Below are 20,709 nucleotides of genomic sequence, written 5' to 3'. Positions count from 1 at the left end.
CGTGTGCCCCATGTGCGGCAGGTACGCGACGACCCGGAGCTCCGGCGAGCTGAGCGCGCTGTTCGAGTCGTCCGACGACTCCGACGGCCTGGTCCGCGCCGATCACAACGTCGCGCCCACCGACCCGGTGCCGCTGGTCCGGCTCAACCCGGAGGGGCACCGCAGCCTCTGCGTCGGCCGCTGGGGTCTGTTGCCGCACTGGTCCCGGTCCGCTTCGGCGGCCTCCCGCATGATCAACGCGCGGGCGGAGACGGTGGCCACCAGCCGGGCGTACGCGGGCTCCTTCGCCCGTCGCCGCTGCCTGATCCCGGCCGACGGCTGGTACGAGTGGGTCCGGCTGCCCGATGGTGGCCGCCAGGCGTACTTCATGACCCCCCGGGACGGTTCGGTGCTCGCCCTGGCCGGCATCTGGTCGGTCTGGGAGTCCGACGCCGAGACCCGGCTCACCTTCAGCGTGCTGACGACCGCGGCGCTCGGCGACCTGACCGAGGTGCACGACCGGATGCCGGTGCTGCTGCCAGCGGAGCGTTGGTCGTCGTGGTTGGCCTCGACGGACGAGCCGCAACGGCTGCTGAGCCCGGCTTCGGCGGAGCAGCTGGCGGGGTTGGAGATCCGCCCGGTGGGCGCGGCGGTGGGAGACGTTCGCAACGACGGGCCGCACCTGACCGCCCGGGTGCCGGTGGCGCCGACGGTGACGCCGCAGGAGTTGACTCTCTTCTGACGCTGCCGCGCATCGTCGGCCACCGATTTGCCAGGGTTCCGCGTGATTCGTCTCCCGACTGTTCAGTCAGGTTCCCGGCAGACCCTTGTCCCGATGTTGCGAAGTGCGATAGAACACAGCGCCGGTAGTGGACATCGATTCGCACGGGGCGGACGACGTCCACCGATCTTGCCGGTCCCACGGGGGAGGTGGGCGGATGACACGGGCACGTATGCCGCGTCCGCACGAGGTGGCGGCGGCGCGGCGAGATCCGCGACTGCTGCGGGCAGTGCGGGAACGGCGACAGGACGACGCGTGGCGTACCAGGGGCACCTGCCAGAGCGTCGATCCGGAGACCTTCTTTCCGGCACCGAACGAACCGGCGGACGCCGCCGTCGCGCTGTGCCGCAGTTGTGACGTACAGGGGTCCTGCCTGGCCTGGGCCCTCGACGTCGGCGACTGCCACGGCGTCTGGGGCGGCACCACGCCCCGGGAACGACGGGCGATGCTCGTCGCCTGGCGTGGCGAGGTCGATCCCGACCCGGACGCCATCGACGACGCCGGCCCGCCGGTGCGCGACCGCCTGCTCGCCCTGGTCCCGCTGAGCTGATCGCCGGCCGGGTTCGCACCCGTCGCTCGTGCGGCGGCGCAGAATGGGGCGGTGCCACCCAGCGACGACATCGACACCCCGCGCGGTCCGGCGCGGATTGACACCGACCTGCCGGCTCGACCGGCCGCCGCCCTGCTCGTCCTCGGGCACGGTGCGGGCGGCAGCGTCGACGCGCCCGACCTGCTCGCAGTCCGGGACGCGTCGGTCGCGGCCGGCCTGGCGGTGGTCCGGGTGACCCAGCCGTACCGGGTCGCCGGCCGACGGGCGCCGGCACCGGCAGGTCACCTCGACGAGGCCTGGGTGGCGGTGCTCGGCGTGCTGCGTGACCGGCACGCCGACGTGCCGACGGTGGTGGTCGGTGGGCGTTCCAGTGGCGCGCGGGTGGCCTGCCGGACGGCCCGCGCGGTGGGCGCGGTGGGCGTGGTCGCCCTGGCCTTTCCGCTGCACCCGCCCGGCCGGCCGGAACGCTCACGGGCCGCCGAGTTGGACACCGGTCTGCCGACGCTTGTCGTCAACGGTGACCGGGACCCGTTCGGGATGCCGGAGCCGGGGCCGGCGGTTCAGGTGGTGAGCCGTCCCGGTGAGACGCACGATCTTCGCCGGGATCCGGCCGGTACCGCCGCCGCCGTGCGCGACTGGCTGTCCGCCCAGGGCTGGGCGGCCGGCTGACCGGTCGCGTCGGCTCGCCGGGGCGACCGTTTCCGGTGCCGGGCACTGGTCGTTGCATCCGATGGTGCCGCCGGCCCGATCGGGGCCGGTGACACCAGTCCTCCCAGGCCCTTCCTGGTCCCAGCGCCGGCCGCCGTCGGGGCCGGGACCAGGAACGGGGAGAGCCGGCCGGAATGCCCCAGTGGTCATCTCGCGTTACTACCCCCGGACGACTTTTCTGCGAGGGGGGTGACCGGTGCCAACCGAGACACGAAGCCTGGAACAGGATGAACGGGACGCCCGGCAGTTGAAGCGGCTGCTGGATGGCCCGCAGTGGCCCGCGACGGCGGGACCGGGCGGGGTGGGTGCGGTGAGCACGGGCACACCAGCCGGAAGTGAATCTGTGGGTAGGTCCGTGCGCGTATCCTCGGCGGGAAAGCATCCGACGCGAGGGGATGTGCGGTTGACCACCGAGAAGACGGACGAGCGCAGGGCCCGATTCGAGCGGGACGCGATGCCATTCGTCGATCAGCTCTACGCTGCTGGGCTGCGAATGACGCGCAACCCGGCGGATGCCGAGGACCTGGTCCAGGAGACCTACCTGAAGGCGTACGCGGCCTTCCACCAGTTCGAGCAGGGCACGAACCTGAAGGCCTGGCTGTACCGGATCCTGACCAACACCTACATCAACTCCTACCGCAAGCGGCAGCGCCAGCCGATCCAGGCGCCCACGGAGGAGATCACCGACTGGCAGCTCGCCGAGGCCGAGTCGCACACCTCCAGCGGGTTGCGCTCCGCCGAGACGGAGGCACTGGACCGGCTGCCGGACAGTGACGTCAAGGAGGCCCTCCAGCAGTTGCCGGAGGAGTTCCGCCTGGCCGTCTACCTGACCGATGTCGAGGGCTTCTCCTACAAGGAGGTCGCGGACATCATGGGTACGCCGATCGGCACCGTGATGTCGCGCCTGCACCGTGGCCGTCGTAATCTGCGCAAGCTGCTCGAGCGCTACGCGGGGGAGCGGGGCTTCAGTGCGGCCCGCTCGGCGAAGGGTTCGACCGCCGCCGCTGCCGGCCGGGAGGTGTGACGTGAGCTGTGGGGAGCCGCACGAGACGGACTGCCGCGAAGTCCTCGCGGAGGTGTATCTCTACCTGGATCTGGAGTGCGCGGACGAGCGCCGCTCGCTGATCCGGCACCACCTGGACGAGTGTGGGCCCTGCCTGCGCGAGTACGGGCTGGAGCAGGAGGTGCGGGCGCTGGTGGCGCGTTGCTGTGGCAACGAGACCGCGCCGGACGAGCTGCGTGAGCGGCTGCGGGTCAAACTCACCGAGCTGGTGGTCTTCGAGACCAGCGATTCCCGTGAGCTGGCCGACTGAGCGTCGGCATGAGCTGGCAAGACCGGTGGCCCGGGTCGATGTCGACCCGGGCCACCGGTGTATCCGGCCTCGGCCGGCTGAGCGACGACGGGCAGCGGGCCCGTCGACCCGTTCAGGAGTTGGGACGCTTGCCGTGGTTCGCGGCGCTCTTCTTACGAGCCTTCTTCTTCCGGGACTTCTTCGCCATGCTGACCTCCTCGTGATGGGTCGGATCCGTCCTGCGCACGACCTCGGCGCGGATGCGGCCACCGGCGGTCCGGCGTCGGGTCCGACCCGCTGATGGTAGTGCGGTCGGCACCCGCCGCCTCCCCCAGGGCGGGACTGCCGTCCCGGCTGTGCCGCTGCGCGCCCACCACCGGGCGACGCATGATTGGATACGTCGGCAGGCACGTCGCGAAGAGGGAGGGCCTGGACATGGCCGAGGAGATCCGCGCCGAGATGGTGGCCAACGTTTGGAAGGTCGTCGCCACGGCCGGTGACACGGTGGCCGAGGGTGACACCCTGGTGATCCTCGAGTCGATGAAGATGGAGATCCCGGTCGTCGCCGAGTCCGACGGTGTGCTCCAGCAGCTCGCCGTGCACGAGGGCGACGTCGTGCAGGACGGTGACCTGATCGCGGTGATCGCTTGACCGGGCTGCTGGTCCGTCCGGCCGAGCCCGCCGACTTTCCGGCGGTGGCCCGGCTGACCGTTGCCGCGTACGAGGCGGACGGTCAACTCAAGGGCGAGCACGGGTACGGCGAGGTGCTGGCCGACGTGGCGACCCGGGCCGTCAGCGGCGAGGTGCTGGTCGCTGTCGACGAGCTGACCGGGGCGGTGCTCGGCTCGGTCACGTTCGTGCTGCCGGGCACCCCGTTCGCGGAGCTGTCCGGGCCGGGCGAGGCGGAGTTCCGGATGCTCGCCGTCGACCCGGGCGCGCAGGGTCGTGGCGTCGGTGCCGTGTTGGTCGAGGCGTGTGTCGACCGGGCTACCGGGTTGGGTTGCACGGCGGTGGTGATCTGCGTCCGGGCCGGGATGGCTGATCCGGCGCACCGGCTCTACTCGCGGCGCGGGTTCGTCCGCTCCCCGGAGAAGGACTGGTCACCGGCACCGGGCGTGGACCTGCTCGGCCTGCGCCTGGAGCTGGCGCGCCGCTGAGCCGCCGGGCCGTCCCCGCTGAACCGCCCACCGCCGCGCCGTGCTGAGCCGCTGCCGGGCGGGCCCGGGTCAGGCGTCGGGCCGGGTGCCGATGGCGGCCAACAGCTCGTCGGCCACCTCCAGCGCGAGCTTGCGGCGTTCGTCGTCGCTGATGTGCGGCGCGCGGACCGCGAACCAACTGGTGTGCACCGCGAACAGCGACAGCGCGGCGCGCAGTTGGGCGGCGGGAGAGTCGTCGCCCCGGCAGAGCGCCTCGGCCAGCTCCATCATCCGGCCGCGCATCTTCTGGCCGGAGGAGAGGCTCTTGAGCGCGGTCTGGTTCTGCTCGAAGAAGCGCATCACCGACGGCTGGGTGCCGTCGAACATCGTGTCGGCGTACCGGGAGATCAGCTCGCGCCGGGTGGCCAGGGTGGCGGGCTGGGTGGCGGCCCAGGCGGTCAGCGCGTCCATCCGCTCCAGTCGGTCCTCGACGAAGCTGGCGACGATGTCGTCCTTGCTCTTGAAGTGGTAGTAGAGCGCGGCCTTGGTGACGTTGAGGCGCTCGGCGATCTCCCGGAGCGAGGTCTTCTCGTACCCCTGCTCGGTGAAGAGTTCGAGCGCGACGGCCTTGATCCGTTCCCGCGTTCCGCCGCCTGTGCTCTCGCTCACCCACGCCCCCTAATGTGCTTGACCGATGCCCGTACCCAACTTACCGTGCGGCTAGTAAGGTGACTAGCCGGGCGGCAGGTAAGTATGGCAATCCTCGGGGGGAGCTTATCCATGACTCAGGCAACCCAGGTCGGCACACGACCCAACAACATCCGGGTCGTGCTGTTCGGGCTGATGATCGCGATGATGCTCGCGATGCTCGACAACATGATCGTCAGCACCGCGTTGCCGCGGATCGTCGGCGAGTTCGGCGGGCTCAACCACTTCACCTGGGTGGTTACCGCGTACGTCCTGGGCACCACCGTCTCCACCCCGATCTGGGGCAAGCTCGGTGACCTCTACGGCCGCAAGTCGGTCTTCCTGACCTCGGTCGTCATCTTCCTGGTCGGCTCCGCCCTCTGCGGCATGGCCGGCTCCGGCATGTTCGGCGGCCCGCAGGACGGCATGGTCCAGCTCATCGCCTTCCGGGCCGTGCAGGGCCTCGGCGCCGGTGGCCTCATGGTCGGCGTGATGGCGATCATCGGTGACCTGGTCCCGCCCCGCGAGCGCGGGCGCTACCAGGGCATGATCGCCGGCATCATGGCCATCGCCATGGTCGCCGGCCCGCTGGTCGGCGGCTTCATCACCGACCACCTCTCCTGGCGCTGGGCGTTCTACGTGAACCTGCCGCTGGGCGGCGTCGCGCTGCTCGTGCTGATCACCACCATGCACCTGCCGAAGTACCGCACCGAGCACCGGATCGACTGGCTCGGCGCCGGGCTGCTCTCGGTCGGCATCACCGCGATCGTGCTCATCACCACCTGGGGTGGCAACGAGTACGACTGGACCTCGCCGCAGATCCTCGGCCTGGCCGTGCTGGCCGTCGTCGCACTGGTCGTGTTCGGTCTCGTGGAACGCCGGGTCCAGGAGCCGATCCTGCCGCTGGCGCTCTTCGCCAACCGCAACTTCGCGCTGATCTCGGTGATCGGGTTCCTGCTCGGCTTCGCGATGTTCGGCGCGATGAACTTCCTGCCGCTCTACCAGCAGACCGTGCAGGGGGCGTCGGCGACCAACAGTGGTCTGCTGCTGCTGCCCCTGATGTTCGGCATGCTGGTCGTCTCGCTGGTCATCGGCCGGGCGATCACCCGCAACGGCAGGTACCGGGCGTACCCGATCATCGGTGGTGTGGTGATGACCGGGGGCATGGCGCTGCTGTCCATGCTCGACACCGACACCAGCAAGCTGATGTCCTCGCTGTACATGATCGTGCTCGGCGTCGGCATGGGCTTCCTCATGCAGACGTCGATGCTGATCGCGCAGAACAGCGTGGAGCAGAAGGACCTCGGCGCGGCCAGCGGCGCGGCCACCTTCTTCCGGTCGATCGGCGGCTCGTTCGGCATCTCGCTGTTCGGCGCGATCTTCGCCAACCGGCTGGCTAGCTCGGAGGGCGGTCGGACCTTCGGTGGCGGCGAGGCCGGCGCCGGGATGGACCTGGCGAAGCTCAGGGAGCTGCCCGCTCAGGCCCGCGAGGCGGTGCTCGGCGGTCTCTCCGACGCCATCTCGCACGTCTTCCTCTGGGCGGTCCTGTTCACCATCGTGATCCCGGTGCTCGCCTGGTTCATCAAGGAGATCCCGCTGCGCACCGCGAACGAGGCGCCGCCGCAGGCCACCCCGGAGGAGGACGCCGAGGTCGCCCTCGGCAAGGCCGCCCCGGTCGCCTGACCCGACCACGAACGCGCCGCGTCGACCGTCACGGTCGGCGCGGCGCGCCCCTGCTCAGGCGTTGCCAGAGGCGGCGTAGGGGGTTGCGGGGGCGGGGGAGTCGGGGGGAGTGGGTGTTCAGCAGCTCGGTGGCCAGGGCCGCGGTCGCCGGGTCCAGCTGGGGGGCGGCCAGTGCCAGGTGAGCCAGCGACGCGGCGATCGGGACCGGTCGGGTCCGCGCCACGTCGGCCACGTCGGCCAGCCGCTCCGCCACCACCCGGGCCACGTCCGGCCGGACCGAAGGGTCTACCCAGGCCGCGGTGACGAGGGCGAACAGCGCCGCCTCGGTGACCCAGTCCTCGACGCCCCAGACCAGGTCGAGGAGCACCCGGCGGCGGGTCGAGCCCTCCCACGGCTCGTCGGTGCGGTGGTGCAGCAGCCCCAGACAGACCCACACCTGCACGCCACGGACCCAGACCGACGGGTCGTGAGCGGCGAGCAGCCGACCCACCGCGTTGGCCGGCGCGGCCGGCGGGTGCACCAGCAGACCGAGCAGGTCGGCCAGCTCAAGACCGGCCAGGCCCACCGCCGCGTCGTACGCCGCCGGTGGGTGCGCCCACGCCGGGTGGGCGATCTGCCCGATCCGTTCGACAGCAGCCGCCGAGGGTGCCGCCAGCGCGGGTGTGGGGACGGCGTCCGCGTAGTGCCACAACCGCTGCGCTGACGCCCGTCGGGGTTCGCGCGGGTCGGGCTCCGGCGCGCCGACGACCTCGATCCGCAGCCCCGGTGCGGTGGCGATCGCCGTCCCGACGGCGCTGGGCGGGGCGGCGGCGGGTAGGCGTACGGCACCGCCGAGACCGTTGTCGTCATCGGCCACCGCCTGGCGCATCGCGTCGACCAGGGGCCCGCCGGCCGGGGTGAGCTGGCCGAGCCAGGGACGACCCCGGCAGCACTGGGCCAGGTCGCCGTGCTCGTGGCTGTCGTCCGGGTGGTCCCGCACGAAGTCGGCGAGCGCGACCAGATGGGCGAGGTCGCCGTCGCGCAGGTGCCGCAGGCGGTGGGCGGTGTGCACCGCGCAGTCGAACGAAGGATCGCGCGCCAGCGCCCGCTCGGTCCACTCCAGCGCCTCGTCCAGTCGGCCGATTTCGGCCAGGGTGCCGGCGATGTCCGCATAGATCGCCAGGTCGTCGGGGTCCAGCTCGACGGCCCGACCGAGGGCCGCGAGGCCGTCTCGGGTCCGGCCCGAGCTGCGGTACGCGTACCCGAGCCACACCTCGCCCATCTTCGAGGGTTGGGCGCGTACCCCTCGGGTGGCCCAGCGGACCGCCAGCTCGGTCTCGCCGAGACGTCGGGCCAGCGCGGAGGCCGCCCCCAGCAGCAGGCCGTGTTCGGGGTGCACGGTGGCCGCGTTGCGCGCGAGGGCGAGGTACGGGGTCAGCGGGGCCCGGCCGATGCGGGGGACGGGGTCGGGCAGCGCGGCGCAGATCTGCATGAGGACGCGGGCGATGTGCTCCGGGTCCAGTCGTTCGGCCAGTTCGGGCGCGGTCACCCAGGGCACGCCGGCCCATTCGGTGCCGGGTGCGTACGCCGTCGCCGCGGCCAGTAGCTCCAGCCCTTCGGCGGGGCGGCCGGCGGTGGCCAGGAGGTGGGCGCGGGCGACCACCGCGCCCACGAAGGTGTGGTGGTTGATCGGGAAGAGGTCGAGGCCGCCGCCGCTCGTCGCGGCGAGCCGGGCCAGCGTCTCGTGCACCTCCGGAAGGGTGGGAGCCTGCGCCAACGCACCGGCGAGGTGGCCGGCGGCGTGGTGCAGGTCGCCCTCGTCGAGGGCCAGCCGGGCCAGCGCCAGCTCCTCCGTCACGGAGAGCGCGGGATCGTCTGTTCCCTCAGGCACGTCGTCCTCTCGTGGCAGCTAGACCGGTGCGGCGGGGAAAGCTTAGTTGATATTGAGATCAACTGGTGATCTGCTGCGCAGTCCTGCTCGTTCGATTGCTGAGATACGGTTAAAAGTGCAAGACTGAGCAAGAATCGCGCGGCAATCGCGCAGGGGAGGGGCTTCCGTGACACGTGCAGGGGCTGGAATGGCCGCCGACATCGACGAGCAGCCGGCTGGCTACGCGCGCCTGCTCTCCGCGGCCAACGCCGCGGAGATCGCCCGGGTCGCGGCGGTCATCGCCGAACGGCGGCCACGGCACGTGGTCTTCACCGCGCGGGGCACCTCCGACCACGCGGCGCTCTACGGGGCCTACCTGACCGAGATCCGGCTCGGCCTGCCCGCCGGGCTCGCCTCGCCCAGCGTCGTCACCCTGTTCGGGGCCCGCCCCGACCTGTCCGACGCGCTGGTCGTCGGGGTCAGCCAGAGCGGTGGCTCGCCCGACCTGGCCGAGGTGCTGCGCGCCGCCCGCGCCTCCGGGGCGCTGACCCTCGCGGTGACCAACGCCCCCGACTCGCCGCTGGTCGACGTCGCCGAGCTGAGCGTCGACATCGCCGCCGGGCACGAGCGGGCGGTGGCCGCCACCAAGACGTACACCGCCGAGCTGCTCGCCCTGTTGATGCTGGTGGAGGGGGTCCGGGCCGGCGACGGGGTGCTGCCGACCGCCGAACGGGAAGCGCTCGACGCGCTGCCCGAGCTGGCTGCCCGCACCCTGGCCGACGACACCCCGGCCCAGCTCGCCCCGCGTTACCGGTTCGCCCGCCAGTTGGTCACCACCGGCCGCGGCTACGCCTACCCGACCGCCCGGGAGGCCGCGCTGAAGCTGATGGAGACCTCGTACCTGCCGGCGCTCGCCTTCTCCGGTGCCGACCTGCTGCACGGCCCGCTCGCGATGACCGACCCGGAGGTCCCGGTGCTCGCCGTGGTCGGCTCCGGCCCCGGTGGACGGTCGATGGGGGAGGTGCTGCCCCGCCTCGGCGAACGCCGCGCCGACGTCGTGGTGGTCGGCTCCGCCGACGTGCCGGGCGCGACCCGGCTGGCCGTTCCCGAGGTCGACGAGCGGTACGCCCCACTGCTGGACATCCTGCCGATGCAGCGGCTGGCCCTGGCCCTGGCGCTCACCCGGGGCGAGGATCCGGACGCGCCGCGCGGGTTGAAGAAGGTCACCGCGACGATGTGAGGCGTGGCGTGGCACCCTGGTCACCGTGTCCACGCTGCGCGACCTCGCCGAGGAGCACACCCATCTCCGTCCGGCCGACATCGACCACCTGCACCGGATCGCCGGCGACTGGCAGCTGCTCTCCGATCTGTCCTTCGCTGACCTGCTGCTCTGGGTGCCTGTCGACGCCGAGGGCACGTTCCTCTGCGTCGCCCAGGTCCGTCCGACCACCGCGCCGACCGCGTACCAGGACGACCAGGTGGGTCGGATCGTCGGCGGACCGGAGGTGGCCCACCTTCAGGTGGCGTACTCCCAGGGTCGGATCTGGCGGGAGGGTGACCCGGTTTGGTACGGCGACGTGCCGGCCCGACACGAGGCGATCCCGGTTCGGCTGCGCACCGCCGAGGGGGAGGCCGGCGAGGTGATCGCCGTGGTGGGGCGGGACACCAACCTCTCCACCGCGCGTACGCCCAGCCAGCTGGAGCTCAACTACCTCACCACCGCCGACGACCTGGCGCAGATGATCGCTGACGGCACCTTCCCGCCGCCACGGCATCCGGGCGAGACCACCTCGGCGCCCCGGGTCGGCGACGGCCTGGTCCGGCTCGATGCCGGCGGCAAGGTCACCTACGCCAGCCCGAACGCGCAGTCCGCGTACCGCCGACTGGGCTACGCCGCGCACCTCGTGGGCGAGGACCTGGCCGCGCTGCACCGCCGGCTGGCCGGCGACCCGCTGGACGGCACCGAGGCGTCGAACGGCATTCTGGCCGCGCTGCGCGGTGAGGCGCCACCCCGCCGGGAGATCGACGCACGGGGTGCCACGATGCTCACCAGGGCGCTGCCGCTGATGCCGGCCGGGGTGCCGATCGGGGCGCTGGTGCTGGTCCGGGACATCACCGAGGTTCGCCGTCGGGACCGGGCACTGATCACCAAGGACGCCACCATCCGGGAGATCCACCACCGGGTGAAGAACAACCTCCAGACGGTGGCCGCGCTGCTGCGGTTGCAGGCCCGCCGGGTGGCGATGCCGGAGGCCCGGGTCGCGCTTGAGGAATCGGTCCGACGGGTCGCCTCGATCGCCCTGGTGCACGAGACGCTCTCCATGTCCAGCGACGAGGCGGTCGAGTTCGACGGCATCGTCGACCGGGTGGCCAGCGCGGCGACCGAGGTCGCGGCGACCGAGGTGAGCGTCGGCATGCGGCGGCGGGGCAGCTTCGGCGTGCTGCCGGCGGAGATCGCCACCTCGCTGGTGATGGTCCTCAACGAACTGCTGCTCAACGCCGTCGAGCACGGCTTCCCGCCGGCCGACGAGGCGGACGAGGTCCCAGTGCCCGCCGCGTCTGGCATGGTGCCGGTCGCCGCTGCCGAGGTCGACCCGTCGCTGCGGCCCGAGGTGGTGGTCTCCGCGCACCGGTTCCGCAAGATGCTGCACGTCTCGGTGACCGACAACGGCCGCGGCCTACCGCCGGACTTCGACGCCGAACACGGCAGCCGGCTCGGCCTCCAGATCGTCCGCGCCCTGATCACCGGGGAGCTGCGCGGCACCATCGAACTACGGGCCGGGGCCAACGGTGGCACCGAGGCGGTGCTGGTCATCCCGCTGGCCCGCAGCGCCCCGGAGGGCCGCTCCCAACCCTGACCCGCCCTGCCGCCTCCAGTGGGGCGGGGTCCGCAGCGGGAGCGGATGTCGGGATGGGCGTGATGCCTCTCAGTCATCAGGATGACTGAGAGGCATCAGGCGCATCGAGGTGGGCGGGCCCGGTCGCCGGCCGACGCCCCGGGGCCGGGTCAGCGGTCGGAGCGGGTGGTCAGCAGGGCGACGGTGAGGCCGGGGCGCTGCCAGACCTGGGCGACGGTGAAGTCCGCGCGGAGCGCGTCGCCCTTGGCGTCGGGCACGGCGGCCAGCGGGTCGGCCTGCCGACCGGAGACGACCAGCCACACCCGCGTCGTACCGGCCAGGCATTGTGCCGGCTGCGGGCACTCGGCGGCCCACAGATCGCCGCGGCGTGCCTCGTCCTCGGTGACCAGCACGTCGCGTGGCGGGTCGGCGAGGTGGTACTCGATGCCGAGGTCGAGGAAGAGCCAGCTGTGCCGGGGCGAGTAGACCACCGCGTCCCCCGGTCGTTGACCGTCCGCGATCACCCGCGCCGCCCCCGCGTAGTCCACCGGGGCGCTGCGCGGCCACTCGTGGGTGCGCCGCAGCGCGGCCTGGTCGGGCAGGCCGAGCAGCCCGGCGAGGACCACCACCACCAGCGCGCCCGGTGCGGCCACGGCGGCGAGCGCCGCCCCCGCCAGCAGGCAGGCGAAGGGCACCACGAAGACCAGGTACCGGGGCACCCACAGCGGCACGACCGCGCCGGCGGCGAAGAGCAGCAGTACGGGCAGCAGCACCGCGCTGACCGGCAGCACCGCGCGCCGCCCGAGCCGCGCCGCGCCCAGCGCGGCGACCCCGACCAGCAGGCCACCCACCACACTGCTCTGGGCTACGCCGCCGGGCAGCGCGCTCAGGTCGTCCGGCCGGACCAGGTGGACCCAGTTCAACTGCCGGGACTGCTGGGTCCGGGCCTTGACCAGCAACGGGCTAGCCAACAGCGCGGCCGGCAGCACGGCGACCAGCCACCGCCATGCCCGCCGGTCCCGCCCGACGTCGAGGCGCGGGGCGGCGATGCCGGCCTCAGCCGGACCACGCCACCAGGCGATGAGGACGACCAGCGCGTGCGCGGCGAGCAGTGTGAGTGCGATCAGGTGGATGAGCCCGAGCGCGGCGACGGCGGTGGCGTAACCGGCCCAGCGGGCCCAGCTCGGCCGGCGCAACGCTGTCACCAGCAGCAGTGTGGCGAGCACGGCGAGCATGGTGGCCAGCGCGTACGGGCGGGCCTCCTGCCCGTAGCGGGAGGTGCCGGGGAGCACCGCGAACAGCAGCCCGGCGAAGAGGCCAGCGCGCCGGTCGACGAGCCGCGCGCCGAGCACGCCGAGCAGCCCGGCCGCCACCGTCATCGCCAGCACGGCCGGCGTGCGCAGGGCGATCGTCGAGTCGCCGACGATCCTGGTCCACCCGTGCATCAGCAGGTAGTACGGCCCGGTGGCGGCGTCGATGGTGCCGGCCAGCCGGGCCAGGTCGGTGGGCGAGCGGGTGGCCGCGCTCCACGTCGCCAGCTCGTCGCGCCAGAGCTGGGCGGAGCCCAGCCCGGTCGCTGTCACCGCCAGGGTCAGCAGCGCCGGGGGGAGCCAGACCGGCAGGCGGCGCAGCTGCTCCCACGCCGTCCCGGCCGACCTCTCGGACAATTGCCCCACGGTTCGAGCCTGCCACGGCCACCCCCTCCGTGGGCGTCACCCAGCGGCAGGGGGCGGGCGCCAGGCGGACATCACGTCGTTTGGCCGGGCAGTCTTCGTCGGATCACACTCCACGAGTTCGTCGAGCACGGCGTCGATCCGGGCGATCAGCTCGTCGTCGAGCCGTACCGTCGCCGCCTTGGCCGTCTCGGCGAGCTGTTCCGGCCGGGACGCGCCGACGATCGCGCTCGCCACGGTCGGACGGGCCAGCACCCATGCCACCGCCAACTGGGCCATCGTGCAGCCGGCCGCCTCGGCGACCGGTCGGAGCTGGCGTACCCGGGAGAGCAGCAGATCCGACGAGTAGCGGGCGATGAACGAGCCACCGAAGCCGTCGGTGGCCCGGGAGCCGGCGGGCGGACGTCGGCCAGGCTCGTACCGACCGGTCAGCACGCCCATCGCGAGTGGCGACCAGGCGAGCTGGCCCAGGCCGAGGTCCGCGCAGGCGGGCGACACCTCGGCCTCCACCACCCGCCACAACATCGAGTACTGCGGCTGGTTGGCGATGAACGGAATGCGCAGCTCGGCGGCGAGCCGCAGGCCCTCGCGCAGCTGCGGGGCGGTCCACTCGGAGGCACCGACGTAGAGCACCTTGCCCTGGCGGACCAGGTCGGCGAAGGCGAGCATCGTCTCCTCCAGCGGCACGCTGTCGTCGTACCGGTGCGCCTGGTAGAGGTCGACGTAGTCGGTGCCCAGTCGGCTCAGCGAGGCGTGGCAGCCCTCGATGATGTGTTTGCGGGACAGCCCGGCGTCGTTGGCCCCCGGCCCGACCGGCAGGCACACCTTCGTGCACAGCTCGATCGAGCTGCGCCGGACGCCGCTCAGCGCCTTGCCCAACGCCTCCTCGGCCCGCCCGTTGGCGTACCGGTCGGCGGTGTCGAACGTGGTGATGCCCGCGTCCAGGGCGGCGGCCACACACGCCGCCGCCGCGTCGTCGTCGAGCTGGTTGCCGTGGGTGACCCAGTTGCCGTACGCGACCGCGCTGACGCGCAGGCCCGAGCGGCCCAGTTGCCTGTACTCCATACCGAGGATCCTCGGGCCGCCCCGCGCTGTCGCCGAACCGTTCGACCGTGGTCGAATCTGTAGGTGATCGAGGTTCGGTTCTCGCCCGACGACCTGAGCCGGGTCCGGTTCGTGCACTCGCCGCTGGCCGAGCTGGTGGCCAGCTCCTGTGCGTTACGCAAGCCGACGAAGTACTGGATGCACCGCCCGTGGCGGGAACGCGCGGAGCGGCTGCTGCCGGACGCCGGCCTGGAGCCGCTGCTGGCGGTGCTCAGGTCGTCCAACGGTTACGTACCGGATTTCCTCACCCCGATCGGGGCGGCACCGAACCTGGCCGCCGAGCTGCGGGCGGTCGCCGGCACCGACCCGTCCCTGATGCGCCGGCAACTGGACCGGGCCGGTGCACCCCGGCTGACCCCGGACGAGCTGGTCGCGCAGCTCCACCGGTACTTCACCCTGCTGATCGCACCCGACTGGCCCCGACTGCGGGCGCTCGCAATGGCCGACATCCGGCGGCGGACGCTGCTCGCCGCCGAGCAGGGTGGGCGCATCCTGCTCCGCGAGCTGCACCCGTTGATCCGGTGGGACGGCGTGGCGCTGCGGGTCGCCGTTGGCACGACCAAGCCGGCCGGTCTGGACGGACGCCCGTGGACGCTGCTGCCCACCTCCTTCTCCGGGCCGACGGTGCACGCGATCTGGGAAGGTGACGCCGGGCCGGCTCTCTGCTATCCGCCCGCCGGGCTCGGTGACCTGTGGGCCGCCCCGCCGCCCAGCGCCGCGCTGGCCGCCCTGCTCGGCGGGACACGGGCGGCGGTGCTGTCCCTGCTCGACGCGCCGCTGAGCACCGGTGAGCTGGCCGCGATGCTGGGTCTCGCGCCGGCGACCGCGTCGCACCACCTCACCACGCTGCGGGACAACGGCCTGATCGTCGGCGTACGTCAGGGAAGGGTGGTGTGTTATGCCCGAACTGTCCTCGGTGACCAGCTGGTCGGCTGACCTCCGGCCCGTGATGTGGGATCCAGCACGCGGACATTGGCCGGCCCCCATGGGGTGTGGCAGCATGAACTCCATGACCGCCGCAGTCGTCCGCCGCTTCGTGGCACGTCGCCACGTCGATTACGGCCGCGTGCGCAGCGCGATCTGTCCGGCCTACTGACGACGCCCGACCAATCCGTCTCGGGCGCGCTCCGCGCCGGCTGTCTCCGACACCGTTGTCTTGCCCGCTTCGCCGGGCCGGCCGCCGCGCCCCGCGTGCCCCGAGGCACAGCAGACAACGGAGGACGCCGCGATGGCGGTCAGCAGCATCCCTGCCCGTTCCGAGGACCCGACGGCTCGCCCGACCCGAGCGCCGCGCCGGCCACGGGGTGAGGGTCAGTGGGCGCTCGGCCACCGTGAGCCGCTCAACCCCAACGAGCGGATCAAGAAGGACGACGACCCGCTCAACGTTCGATCCCGCATCGAAAACATCTACGCGCACCGCGGCTTCGCCTCCATCGACCCGCAGGATCTGCGCGGCCGGTTCCGTTGGTGGGGCCTCTACACCCAGCGCAAGGCGGGCATCGACGGTGGGCGCACCGCGGTGCTGGAGCCGCACGAGCTGGAGGACGAGTTCTTCATGCTCCGGGTCCGCATCGACGGCGGCCAGCTCAGCCTGGCCCAGCTGCGGGTGATCGCGGACATCTCCCGGGAGTTCGCCCGGGACACCGCCGACATCACCGACCGGCAGAACATCCAGTACCACTGGATCCGGGTCGAGGACATGCCGGAGATCTGGCGTCGGCTGGAGTCGGTCGGCCTGCAGACCACCGAGGCGTGCGGCGACTGCCCGCGGATCGTGCTGGGCAGCCCGGTCGCCGGGGTGGCCCGCGACGAGCTGCTCGACCCGACCCCGGCGATCGACGAGATCGTCGCGCGGTACGTCGGTGACAAGCAGTTCTCCAACCTGCCCCGCAAGTTCAAGACGTCGATCTCCTGGCTCGTGGACACCCCGTACGAGTCGAACGACATCGCCTTCCTCGGTGTCGACCACCCCGAGCACGGGCCCGGCTTCGACGTCTGGGTCGGCGGGGGCCTCTCCACCAACCCGATGCTCGCCAAGCGCCTCGGCGTCTGGGTGCCGCTGGCCGAGGTGCCGGACGTGTGGGCCGGCGTGGTCGGGATCTTCCGCGACTACGGCTACCGCCGGCTGCGCAACCGGGCCCGGTTGAAGTTCCTGGTGGCCGACTGGGGCGTGGAGCGCTTCCGCGAGGTCCTGGAGAAGGACTACCTCGGTCGTACGCTGCTCGACGGCCCAGCGCCGGTCCTGCCGTCGAAGCCGATCGACCACGTGGGTGTGCACGAGCAGGCCGACGGGCGGCACTACGTGGGCGCCGCCCCGGTGGTCGGGCGGGTTTCCGGCGCGCAGCTCAGCCAGCTCGCCGACGTGGTCGAGGCGCACGGCAGCGACCGGGTGCGGCTCACCCCGTACCAGAAGCTGCTGGTGCTCGACGTGCCGTCGGAGCGGACGGAGTCGCTCGTCGACGCGCTGCGTGGGATCGGTCTGGAGGCCCGGCCGTCGGCCTGGCGGCGCGGCACGATGGCGTGCACCGGCATCGAGTACTGCAAGCTCGCCATCGTCGAGACGAAGGCCCGCGGCGAGGAGTTGGTCGCCCGGCTGGAGCAGCGGCTGCGCGACTTCGACGCGGACATCTCAATCCACATCAACGGCTGCCCGAACGCGTGTGCCCGCACCCAGGTGGCCGACATCGGGCTGAAGGGCCAACTGGTGGTTGGCCCGGACGGCCGGCAGGTCGAGGGTTTCCAGGTGCACCTGGGTGGCGGGCTGGGCATGGCCCAGGGGCAGACTGCGGGGTTCGGCCGCAAGCTGCGCGGCCTGAAGACCACCGCCGACGAGCTTCCGGAGTACGTGGAACGGCTGGCCCTTCGCTACCTGGCCGGTCGCAGCGAGGGCGAGACGTTCGCCAACTGGGTGATCAGAGTCGACGAGGAGGAACTGCGGTGAGCAGCGAGAACCGAGCGGCACCTCTGCACTGCCCGTACTGCGGCGAGGAGGACCTGCGGCCGCACGAGGCGGGGCACGGCACCTGGGAGTGCCACGCCTGCGCCCGGGTCTTCTCGGTGAAGTTCGTCGGGCTGCTCAGTCGGACGGTGACCCAATGAGCGCGGGTCTCGTCTCGGCCACGAGCCTGCGCCTGGTGGGCCCGGGCGCCTCGGCACCGGCCGACCCGAGCGGGCGCAGCCCGGACGAGCTGCGGGCCCTGGCCGAGCAGGCCGCTCGGGACCTGGAGGGCGCCCCGGCACTGGAGATCGCCCGCTGGGCGGCGCAGACCTTCGGCGACCGGTTCTGCGTGACCAGCTCGATGGCCGACGCCGTGCTGGCGCACCTGGTGTCCCGGGTGGCCCCCGGGGTGGACGTGGTCTTCCTCGACACCGGCCTGCACTTCCCCGAGACGCTGCGGGTCCGCGACGAGGTGGCCCGGACTCTGCCGGTGAACGTCCGGTCGATCCGGCCCCGGCTCACCGTCGGCCAGCAGGACGGCCAGTACGGTCCGCGACTGTTCAACAAGTCACCGGACGACTGCTGCCAGCTGCGCAAGGTGGAGCCGCTGGAGCGGGCGCTGAGCGGGTACGACGCCTGGGCCGCCGGTCTGCGTCGGGACGAGTCGCCCACCCGGGCCAACACCCCGGTGGTGACCTTCGACGCACGCCGCGGCAAGGTCAAGGTGAACCCGATCGCGGCCTGGTCGCAGCGGGATGTGGACGCCTACATCGCCCGGTTCAACGTGCCGGTCAACGAGCTCTTCAAGCAGGGCTACGGGTCGATCGGCTGCTGGCCGTGCACCCGGCGTACGAAGGCCGGCGAGGACGCGCGGGCCGGCCGGTGGGCGATGTTCGAGAAGACCGAGTGCGGGCTGCACGTCTGACCTCGCCGGGGACGACAGTGACCGGGGCGGACCCGGTGGTGCTCGTCGCGCACGGCAGCCGTGATCCGCGAGCGGCCGATGCCACCCGGGCGCTGGCTCGGGCGGTGTCGGCGGCCCGGCCCGGCACGCCGGTGTGGGCGAGTTGGCTGGACCACACCGAGCCGGGGCCGACCGAGGTGCTGCGTCAGCTGGCCATGGCCGGTCACCGTCGGGCGGTGCTGGTGCCACTGCTGCTGACCGCCGCGTACCACCATCGGGTGGACATTCCCGCGGCGGTCGCCGCGGCGACCCGGTCCGGGCCGCCACTGGCGGTACGGGTGACCGACGTGCTCGGCCCGGCGGACGACACCCCTGATCCGGCGCTGCTGGCCGGGCTGGGCCGTCGGCTGGGTGAGGCGTGGCCGGGTGGTTTGGACGCGTCGCGTCGGGGTGGTTTGGACGCGTCGCGTCCGGGCCGGTTCGACGCCTTGGTGCTGGCTGCTGCGGGCACCCGGGACGCGCGGGCGCGCCGCTCGGTGGGCCGGGTGGCCGATGCGCTCGGCGTGGAGTTCGGGGTGCCCTGCCGGGTGGCGTACGCGTCGGCGGCTCCACCGGCGGCCGACGTGGCGGTGTCCCGGTTGCGGGCGTCCGGCGCGCGCCGGGTCGCGGTGTCCGCGTACTTCCTGGCGCCGGGGTTGTTCCACGACGCGGTGGCCGAGGCGGCCGGGGCAGCGGGTGCGGTGGCGGTTGCCGCGCCGTTGACCGACGCCCCGGAGTTGGTCGAGTTGGTGCTGCGTCGGGTCGACGCTCGGCCCGTGCTGGCGTCGACGGGCTGATCCCGTGCCGGCCCGGTGCCGGACAGCGGAACGCCCCGGTGGGCGAACCCACCGGGGCGTACAGCTGTGTCGTTGGGGATCAGGCGGAGTGAGCGCGCAGCACCCGGAGACCGCCGCGCCGCTTGACAGCGCGCCGCTCCTCCTCGCTCATTCCGCCCCAGACGCCGGCGTCCTGACCAGACTCGAGTGCCCACTGCAGGCACTGGTCGGTCACGGAGCAGCGCCTGCAGACGGCCTTGGCCTGCTCGACCTGCAGGAGAGCCGGTCCGGACGTCCCAATCGGGAAGAACAGCTCCGGGTCCTCGTCGCGGCAGACAGCATGGTGACGCCAGTCCATGGCGGCAACACTCCTCATTCTGGATGGGTGGCAAATATTGCTTGTCGTGCTTTCCCTATATGCATCCGCAGTGCCGAGGTGACAGTTAGCGTTCGTCCATTCGGCAGTGCGTGAGCAGGCGGTTAGCGCCGGGGACCGGCTGGAACAGCTCAACCTGACGAGCATATCCAGGCAATGTCCCGGTAACTCAAGTTCGCTTGTGAATACTTTCACGAACAGTCGTGATGTCAAGGGTGACGCTCGGAAAAACTCCGGGCGGTGAGCAAGCCCACAACCCGTTTGTCCGGGTTTCCGCGCCTTCCTGGTTACCCGGCGTGCCACAGTCGAGGATCAATATAGTACAGTCCGCGTGACATTGCTGACATTTCCGGCACCTGCCCCTCGGTGTGGCGGCGACCCGGCCGATCGGTTGTGGCCACCGTGTCGACCAACTGCGGTACCCGAGACCTAGCAGATTACTCTCAGTGCGGCCGGAACGGAGGTGAATCTGACTTTCTCCCGCTCGCCGAGATAGTCGCCGTCCAGCTGGAACGCCTGCGGGCGGCTGGAGACCAGGGTGAACTCCGCCGTGTCATGGAGTCGTAACACCTGCCGACCGCGCGGATTCGGTTGCCGGGACAGGAACTGCGTCACTGTCCGTGTTGTGCTAGCCACCCGGAGCTGACGCAACGCCAGCACATCCAGCCCGAGATCGAACGACGCCTCCGGGTTCGGGTTGACCTCCCGGTCGCCCAGGTACGTCCAGGGGGCGGTGTTCTGGATGATGACGGTGGCCAGCTCGGCCTCCGCCGGCTCGCCCGGACGCTCCAGGACGATCGCCGGGTGCCGCCGGTCGGAGGCGAGGAAGTACTGGTTCATGATCGAACGCAGGTAGAGCGACGGCGTGGACACCCGCCCCTTGCGCCGGGCCTGCTCCACCCGGTGGATCACCGCGGCGTCCAGGCCGAACCCGGCGCAGAAGGTGAAGTAGCGGTCGTCGGCGCGGCCCAGCCCCACCGTCCGGCTGCGGCCCAGCCGCAGCCCCTCCAGGATCATGCTGGTCGCCTCCGGCCATTCCCGGGGCAGTCCCACCGCGCGGGCGAACACGTTTGTCGAACCACCGGGGACGGTAGCCAGCGCGGGCAGTCGCTCGGCCATCGGCGCATCACCGGCGCGAGTCGGCGGCTCAGCCGTCATCAGGCCGTTCACCACCTCGTTCACCGTGCCGTCGCCACCCAGGGTGACGACCAGGTCGACCCCCTCCGCGGCTGCCTCCCGGGCGAGCGCCACGGCGTGCCCGCGCCGACGGGTGTAGCGCACGTTGAGATCGACTTCGCTGCGCAGCGCCCGGACAAGCACGTCCCGGCTGCGTTCGCTGGTGGTGGTGGCCTTTGGATTGACCACCAGGACGGCCCGCATGGGCGGCACTGTACCTG

At 72.2% G+C, this 20,709-nt stretch carries 22 protein-coding genes; 15 read left to right on the top strand and 7 right to left on the bottom strand.

Annotated elements, in window-relative coordinates; all coding sequences use genetic code 11:
• Positions 1-10: 10 nt before the first annotated feature.
• The 5 genes from QSK15_RS13780 to rsrA all read left to right on the top strand — a co-directional run bounded on the left by QSK15_RS13780 (position 11) and on the right by rsrA (position 3,331).
• A complete protein-coding gene (locus QSK15_RS13780) occupies positions 11-721 on the top strand; it encodes an SOS response-associated peptidase (RefSeq protein ID WP_285794606.1) in 711 nt (236 codons plus the stop codon).
• 196 nt (positions 722-917) lie between these two features.
• Positions 918-1,310 (top strand): WhiB family transcriptional regulator, encoded by a 393-nt coding sequence (locus QSK15_RS13775; RefSeq protein ID WP_030336652.1) that lies wholly within the window; start codon positions 918-920, stop codon positions 1,308-1,310.
• 51 nt (positions 1,311-1,361) lie between these two features.
• A complete protein-coding gene (locus tag QSK15_RS13770; RefSeq protein WP_285794605.1) occupies positions 1,362-1,979 on the top strand; it encodes an alpha/beta hydrolase family protein in 618 nt (205 codons plus the stop codon).
• 235 nt (positions 1,980-2,214) lie between these two features.
• Complete coding sequence (locus QSK15_RS13765) at positions 2,215-3,042, top strand: sigma-70 family RNA polymerase sigma factor (protein WP_030336656.1); 828 nt, start codon at positions 2,215-2,217, stop codon at positions 3,040-3,042.
• A 1-nt stretch (position 3,043) separates the two neighbouring features.
• Positions 3,044-3,331 carry a mycothiol system anti-sigma-R factor gene (gene rsrA, locus QSK15_RS13760; protein ID WP_030336658.1) on the top strand — a complete coding sequence of 96 codons (288 nt, stop codon included), beginning with the start codon at positions 3,044-3,046 and terminating at the stop codon, positions 3,329-3,331.
• 112 nt (positions 3,332-3,443) lie between these two features.
• On the opposite strand, the gene QSK15_RS32610 is transcribed toward rsrA, so the two are convergent.
• Entirely contained in the window at positions 3,444-3,518 is a 75-nt protein-coding gene (locus tag QSK15_RS32610) for a 50S ribosomal protein bL37 (protein ID WP_369814844.1), read from the bottom strand.
• A gap of 221 nt (positions 3,519-3,739) precedes the next feature.
• On the opposite strand from QSK15_RS32610, the gene QSK15_RS13750 reads away from it, so the two are divergent.
• Both QSK15_RS13750 and QSK15_RS13745 read left to right on the top strand, forming a co-directional pair.
• Positions 3,740-3,961 (top strand): biotin/lipoyl-binding carrier protein, encoded by a 222-nt coding sequence (locus QSK15_RS13750; protein ID WP_208648903.1) that lies wholly within the window; start codon positions 3,740-3,742, stop codon positions 3,959-3,961.
• On the top strand, positions 3,958-4,467 hold the full coding sequence (locus tag QSK15_RS13745; protein ID WP_285794603.1) for a GNAT family N-acetyltransferase: 510 nt from the start codon (positions 3,958-3,960) through the stop codon (positions 4,465-4,467). The genes QSK15_RS13750 and QSK15_RS13745 overlap by 4 nt, the downstream gene beginning before the upstream one ends.
• A 69-nt stretch (positions 4,468-4,536) precedes the next feature.
• Here QSK15_RS13745 and QSK15_RS13740 read toward each other — a convergent pair whose 3' ends face one another.
• The gene (locus QSK15_RS13740; RefSeq protein ID WP_285794602.1) at positions 4,537-5,115 is read right to left on the bottom strand and encodes a TetR/AcrR family transcriptional regulator; all 579 of its coding nucleotides are present in this window, start codon (positions 5,113-5,115) and stop codon (positions 4,537-4,539) included.
• A 111-nt stretch (positions 5,116-5,226) separates the two neighbouring features.
• On the opposite strand from QSK15_RS13740, the gene QSK15_RS13735 reads away from it, so the two are divergent.
• Complete coding sequence (locus tag QSK15_RS13735; protein ID WP_285794601.1) at positions 5,227-6,816, top strand: MDR family MFS transporter; 1,590 nt, start codon at positions 5,227-5,229, stop codon at positions 6,814-6,816.
• A gap of 28 nt (positions 6,817-6,844) precedes the next feature.
• On the opposite strand, the gene QSK15_RS13730 is transcribed toward QSK15_RS13735, so the two are convergent.
• Positions 6,845-8,686 carry a tetratricopeptide repeat protein gene (locus tag QSK15_RS13730; protein WP_285794600.1) on the bottom strand — a complete coding sequence of 614 codons (1,842 nt, stop codon included), beginning with the start codon at positions 8,684-8,686 and terminating at the stop codon, positions 6,845-6,847.
• Between the two features lie 187 nt (positions 8,687-8,873).
• Here QSK15_RS13730 and QSK15_RS13725 point away from each other — a divergent pair, with 187 nt between their 5' ends.
• Together QSK15_RS13725 and QSK15_RS13720 are read left to right on the top strand one after the other, a co-directional pair.
• Entirely contained in the window at positions 8,874-9,905 is a 1,032-nt protein-coding gene (locus tag QSK15_RS13725) for an SIS domain-containing protein (RefSeq protein WP_210858365.1), read from the top strand.
• Between the two features lie 25 nt (positions 9,906-9,930).
• A complete protein-coding gene (locus QSK15_RS13720) occupies positions 9,931-11,523 on the top strand; it encodes a PAS domain-containing sensor histidine kinase (protein ID WP_285794599.1) in 1,593 nt (530 codons plus the stop codon).
• 149 nt (positions 11,524-11,672) lie between these two features.
• Here QSK15_RS13720 and QSK15_RS13715 read toward each other — a convergent pair whose 3' ends face one another.
• Together QSK15_RS13715 and QSK15_RS13710 are read right to left on the bottom strand one after the other, a co-directional pair.
• Positions 11,673-13,178, bottom strand: coding sequence for a glycosyltransferase family 39 protein (locus tag QSK15_RS13715; protein ID WP_285794598.1), 1,506 nt, complete (start codon positions 13,176-13,178; stop codon positions 11,673-11,675).
• Positions 13,179-13,214: 36 nt separating this feature from the next.
• Positions 13,215-14,240, bottom strand: a complete 1,026-nt coding sequence (locus QSK15_RS13710; protein ID WP_285794597.1) for an aldo/keto reductase family protein — start codon at positions 14,238-14,240, stop codon at positions 13,215-13,217.
• A 63-nt stretch (positions 14,241-14,303) separates the two neighbouring features.
• On the opposite strand from QSK15_RS13710, the gene QSK15_RS13705 reads away from it, so the two are divergent.
• The 5 genes from QSK15_RS13705 to QSK15_RS13685 all read left to right on the top strand — a co-directional run bounded on the left by QSK15_RS13705 (position 14,304) and on the right by QSK15_RS13685 (position 18,957).
• Positions 14,304-15,215: an ArsR/SmtB family transcription factor gene (locus QSK15_RS13705; protein WP_285794596.1), complete on the top strand. Its 912-nt coding sequence runs from the start codon at positions 14,304-14,306 to the stop codon at positions 15,213-15,215.
• A 292-nt stretch (positions 15,216-15,507) separates the two neighbouring features.
• Positions 15,508-17,220 (top strand): nitrite/sulfite reductase, encoded by a 1,713-nt coding sequence (locus tag QSK15_RS13700; RefSeq protein WP_285794595.1) that lies wholly within the window; start codon positions 15,508-15,510, stop codon positions 17,218-17,220.
• Entirely contained in the window at positions 17,217-17,378 is a 162-nt protein-coding gene (locus QSK15_RS13695; protein WP_285794594.1) for a hypothetical protein, read from the top strand. The genes QSK15_RS13700 and QSK15_RS13695 overlap by 4 nt, the downstream gene beginning before the upstream one ends.
• Complete coding sequence (locus tag QSK15_RS13690) at positions 17,375-18,142, top strand: phosphoadenylyl-sulfate reductase (RefSeq protein WP_285794593.1); 768 nt, start codon at positions 17,375-17,377, stop codon at positions 18,140-18,142. The genes QSK15_RS13695 and QSK15_RS13690 overlap by 4 nt, the downstream gene beginning before the upstream one ends.
• Positions 18,124-18,957, top strand: a complete 834-nt coding sequence (locus QSK15_RS13685; RefSeq protein WP_285794592.1) for a sirohydrochlorin chelatase — start codon at positions 18,124-18,126, stop codon at positions 18,955-18,957. The genes QSK15_RS13690 and QSK15_RS13685 overlap by 19 nt, the downstream gene beginning before the upstream one ends.
• A 79-nt stretch (positions 18,958-19,036) precedes the next feature.
• On the opposite strand, the gene QSK15_RS13680 is transcribed toward QSK15_RS13685, so the two are convergent.
• Positions 19,037-19,294 carry a WhiB family transcriptional regulator gene (locus QSK15_RS13680; RefSeq protein ID WP_007072794.1) on the bottom strand — a complete coding sequence of 86 codons (258 nt, stop codon included), beginning with the start codon at positions 19,292-19,294 and terminating at the stop codon, positions 19,037-19,039.
• Positions 19,295-19,741: 447 nt separating this feature from the next.
• Positions 19,742-20,692 (bottom strand): diacylglycerol/lipid kinase family protein, encoded by a 951-nt coding sequence (locus QSK15_RS13675; protein ID WP_279519135.1) that lies wholly within the window; start codon positions 20,690-20,692, stop codon positions 19,742-19,744.
• Between the last annotated feature and the right edge of the window lie 17 nt (positions 20,693-20,709).

It is taken from the genome of Micromonospora sp. NBRC 107095 (assembly GCF_030269705.1).
Lineage (GTDB): Bacteria > Actinomycetota > Actinomycetes > Mycobacteriales > Micromonosporaceae > Micromonospora > Micromonospora parva.
Note: the sequence above shows the minus strand (reverse complement) of the source record. Positions and strands in the feature narration are given on the sequence as shown.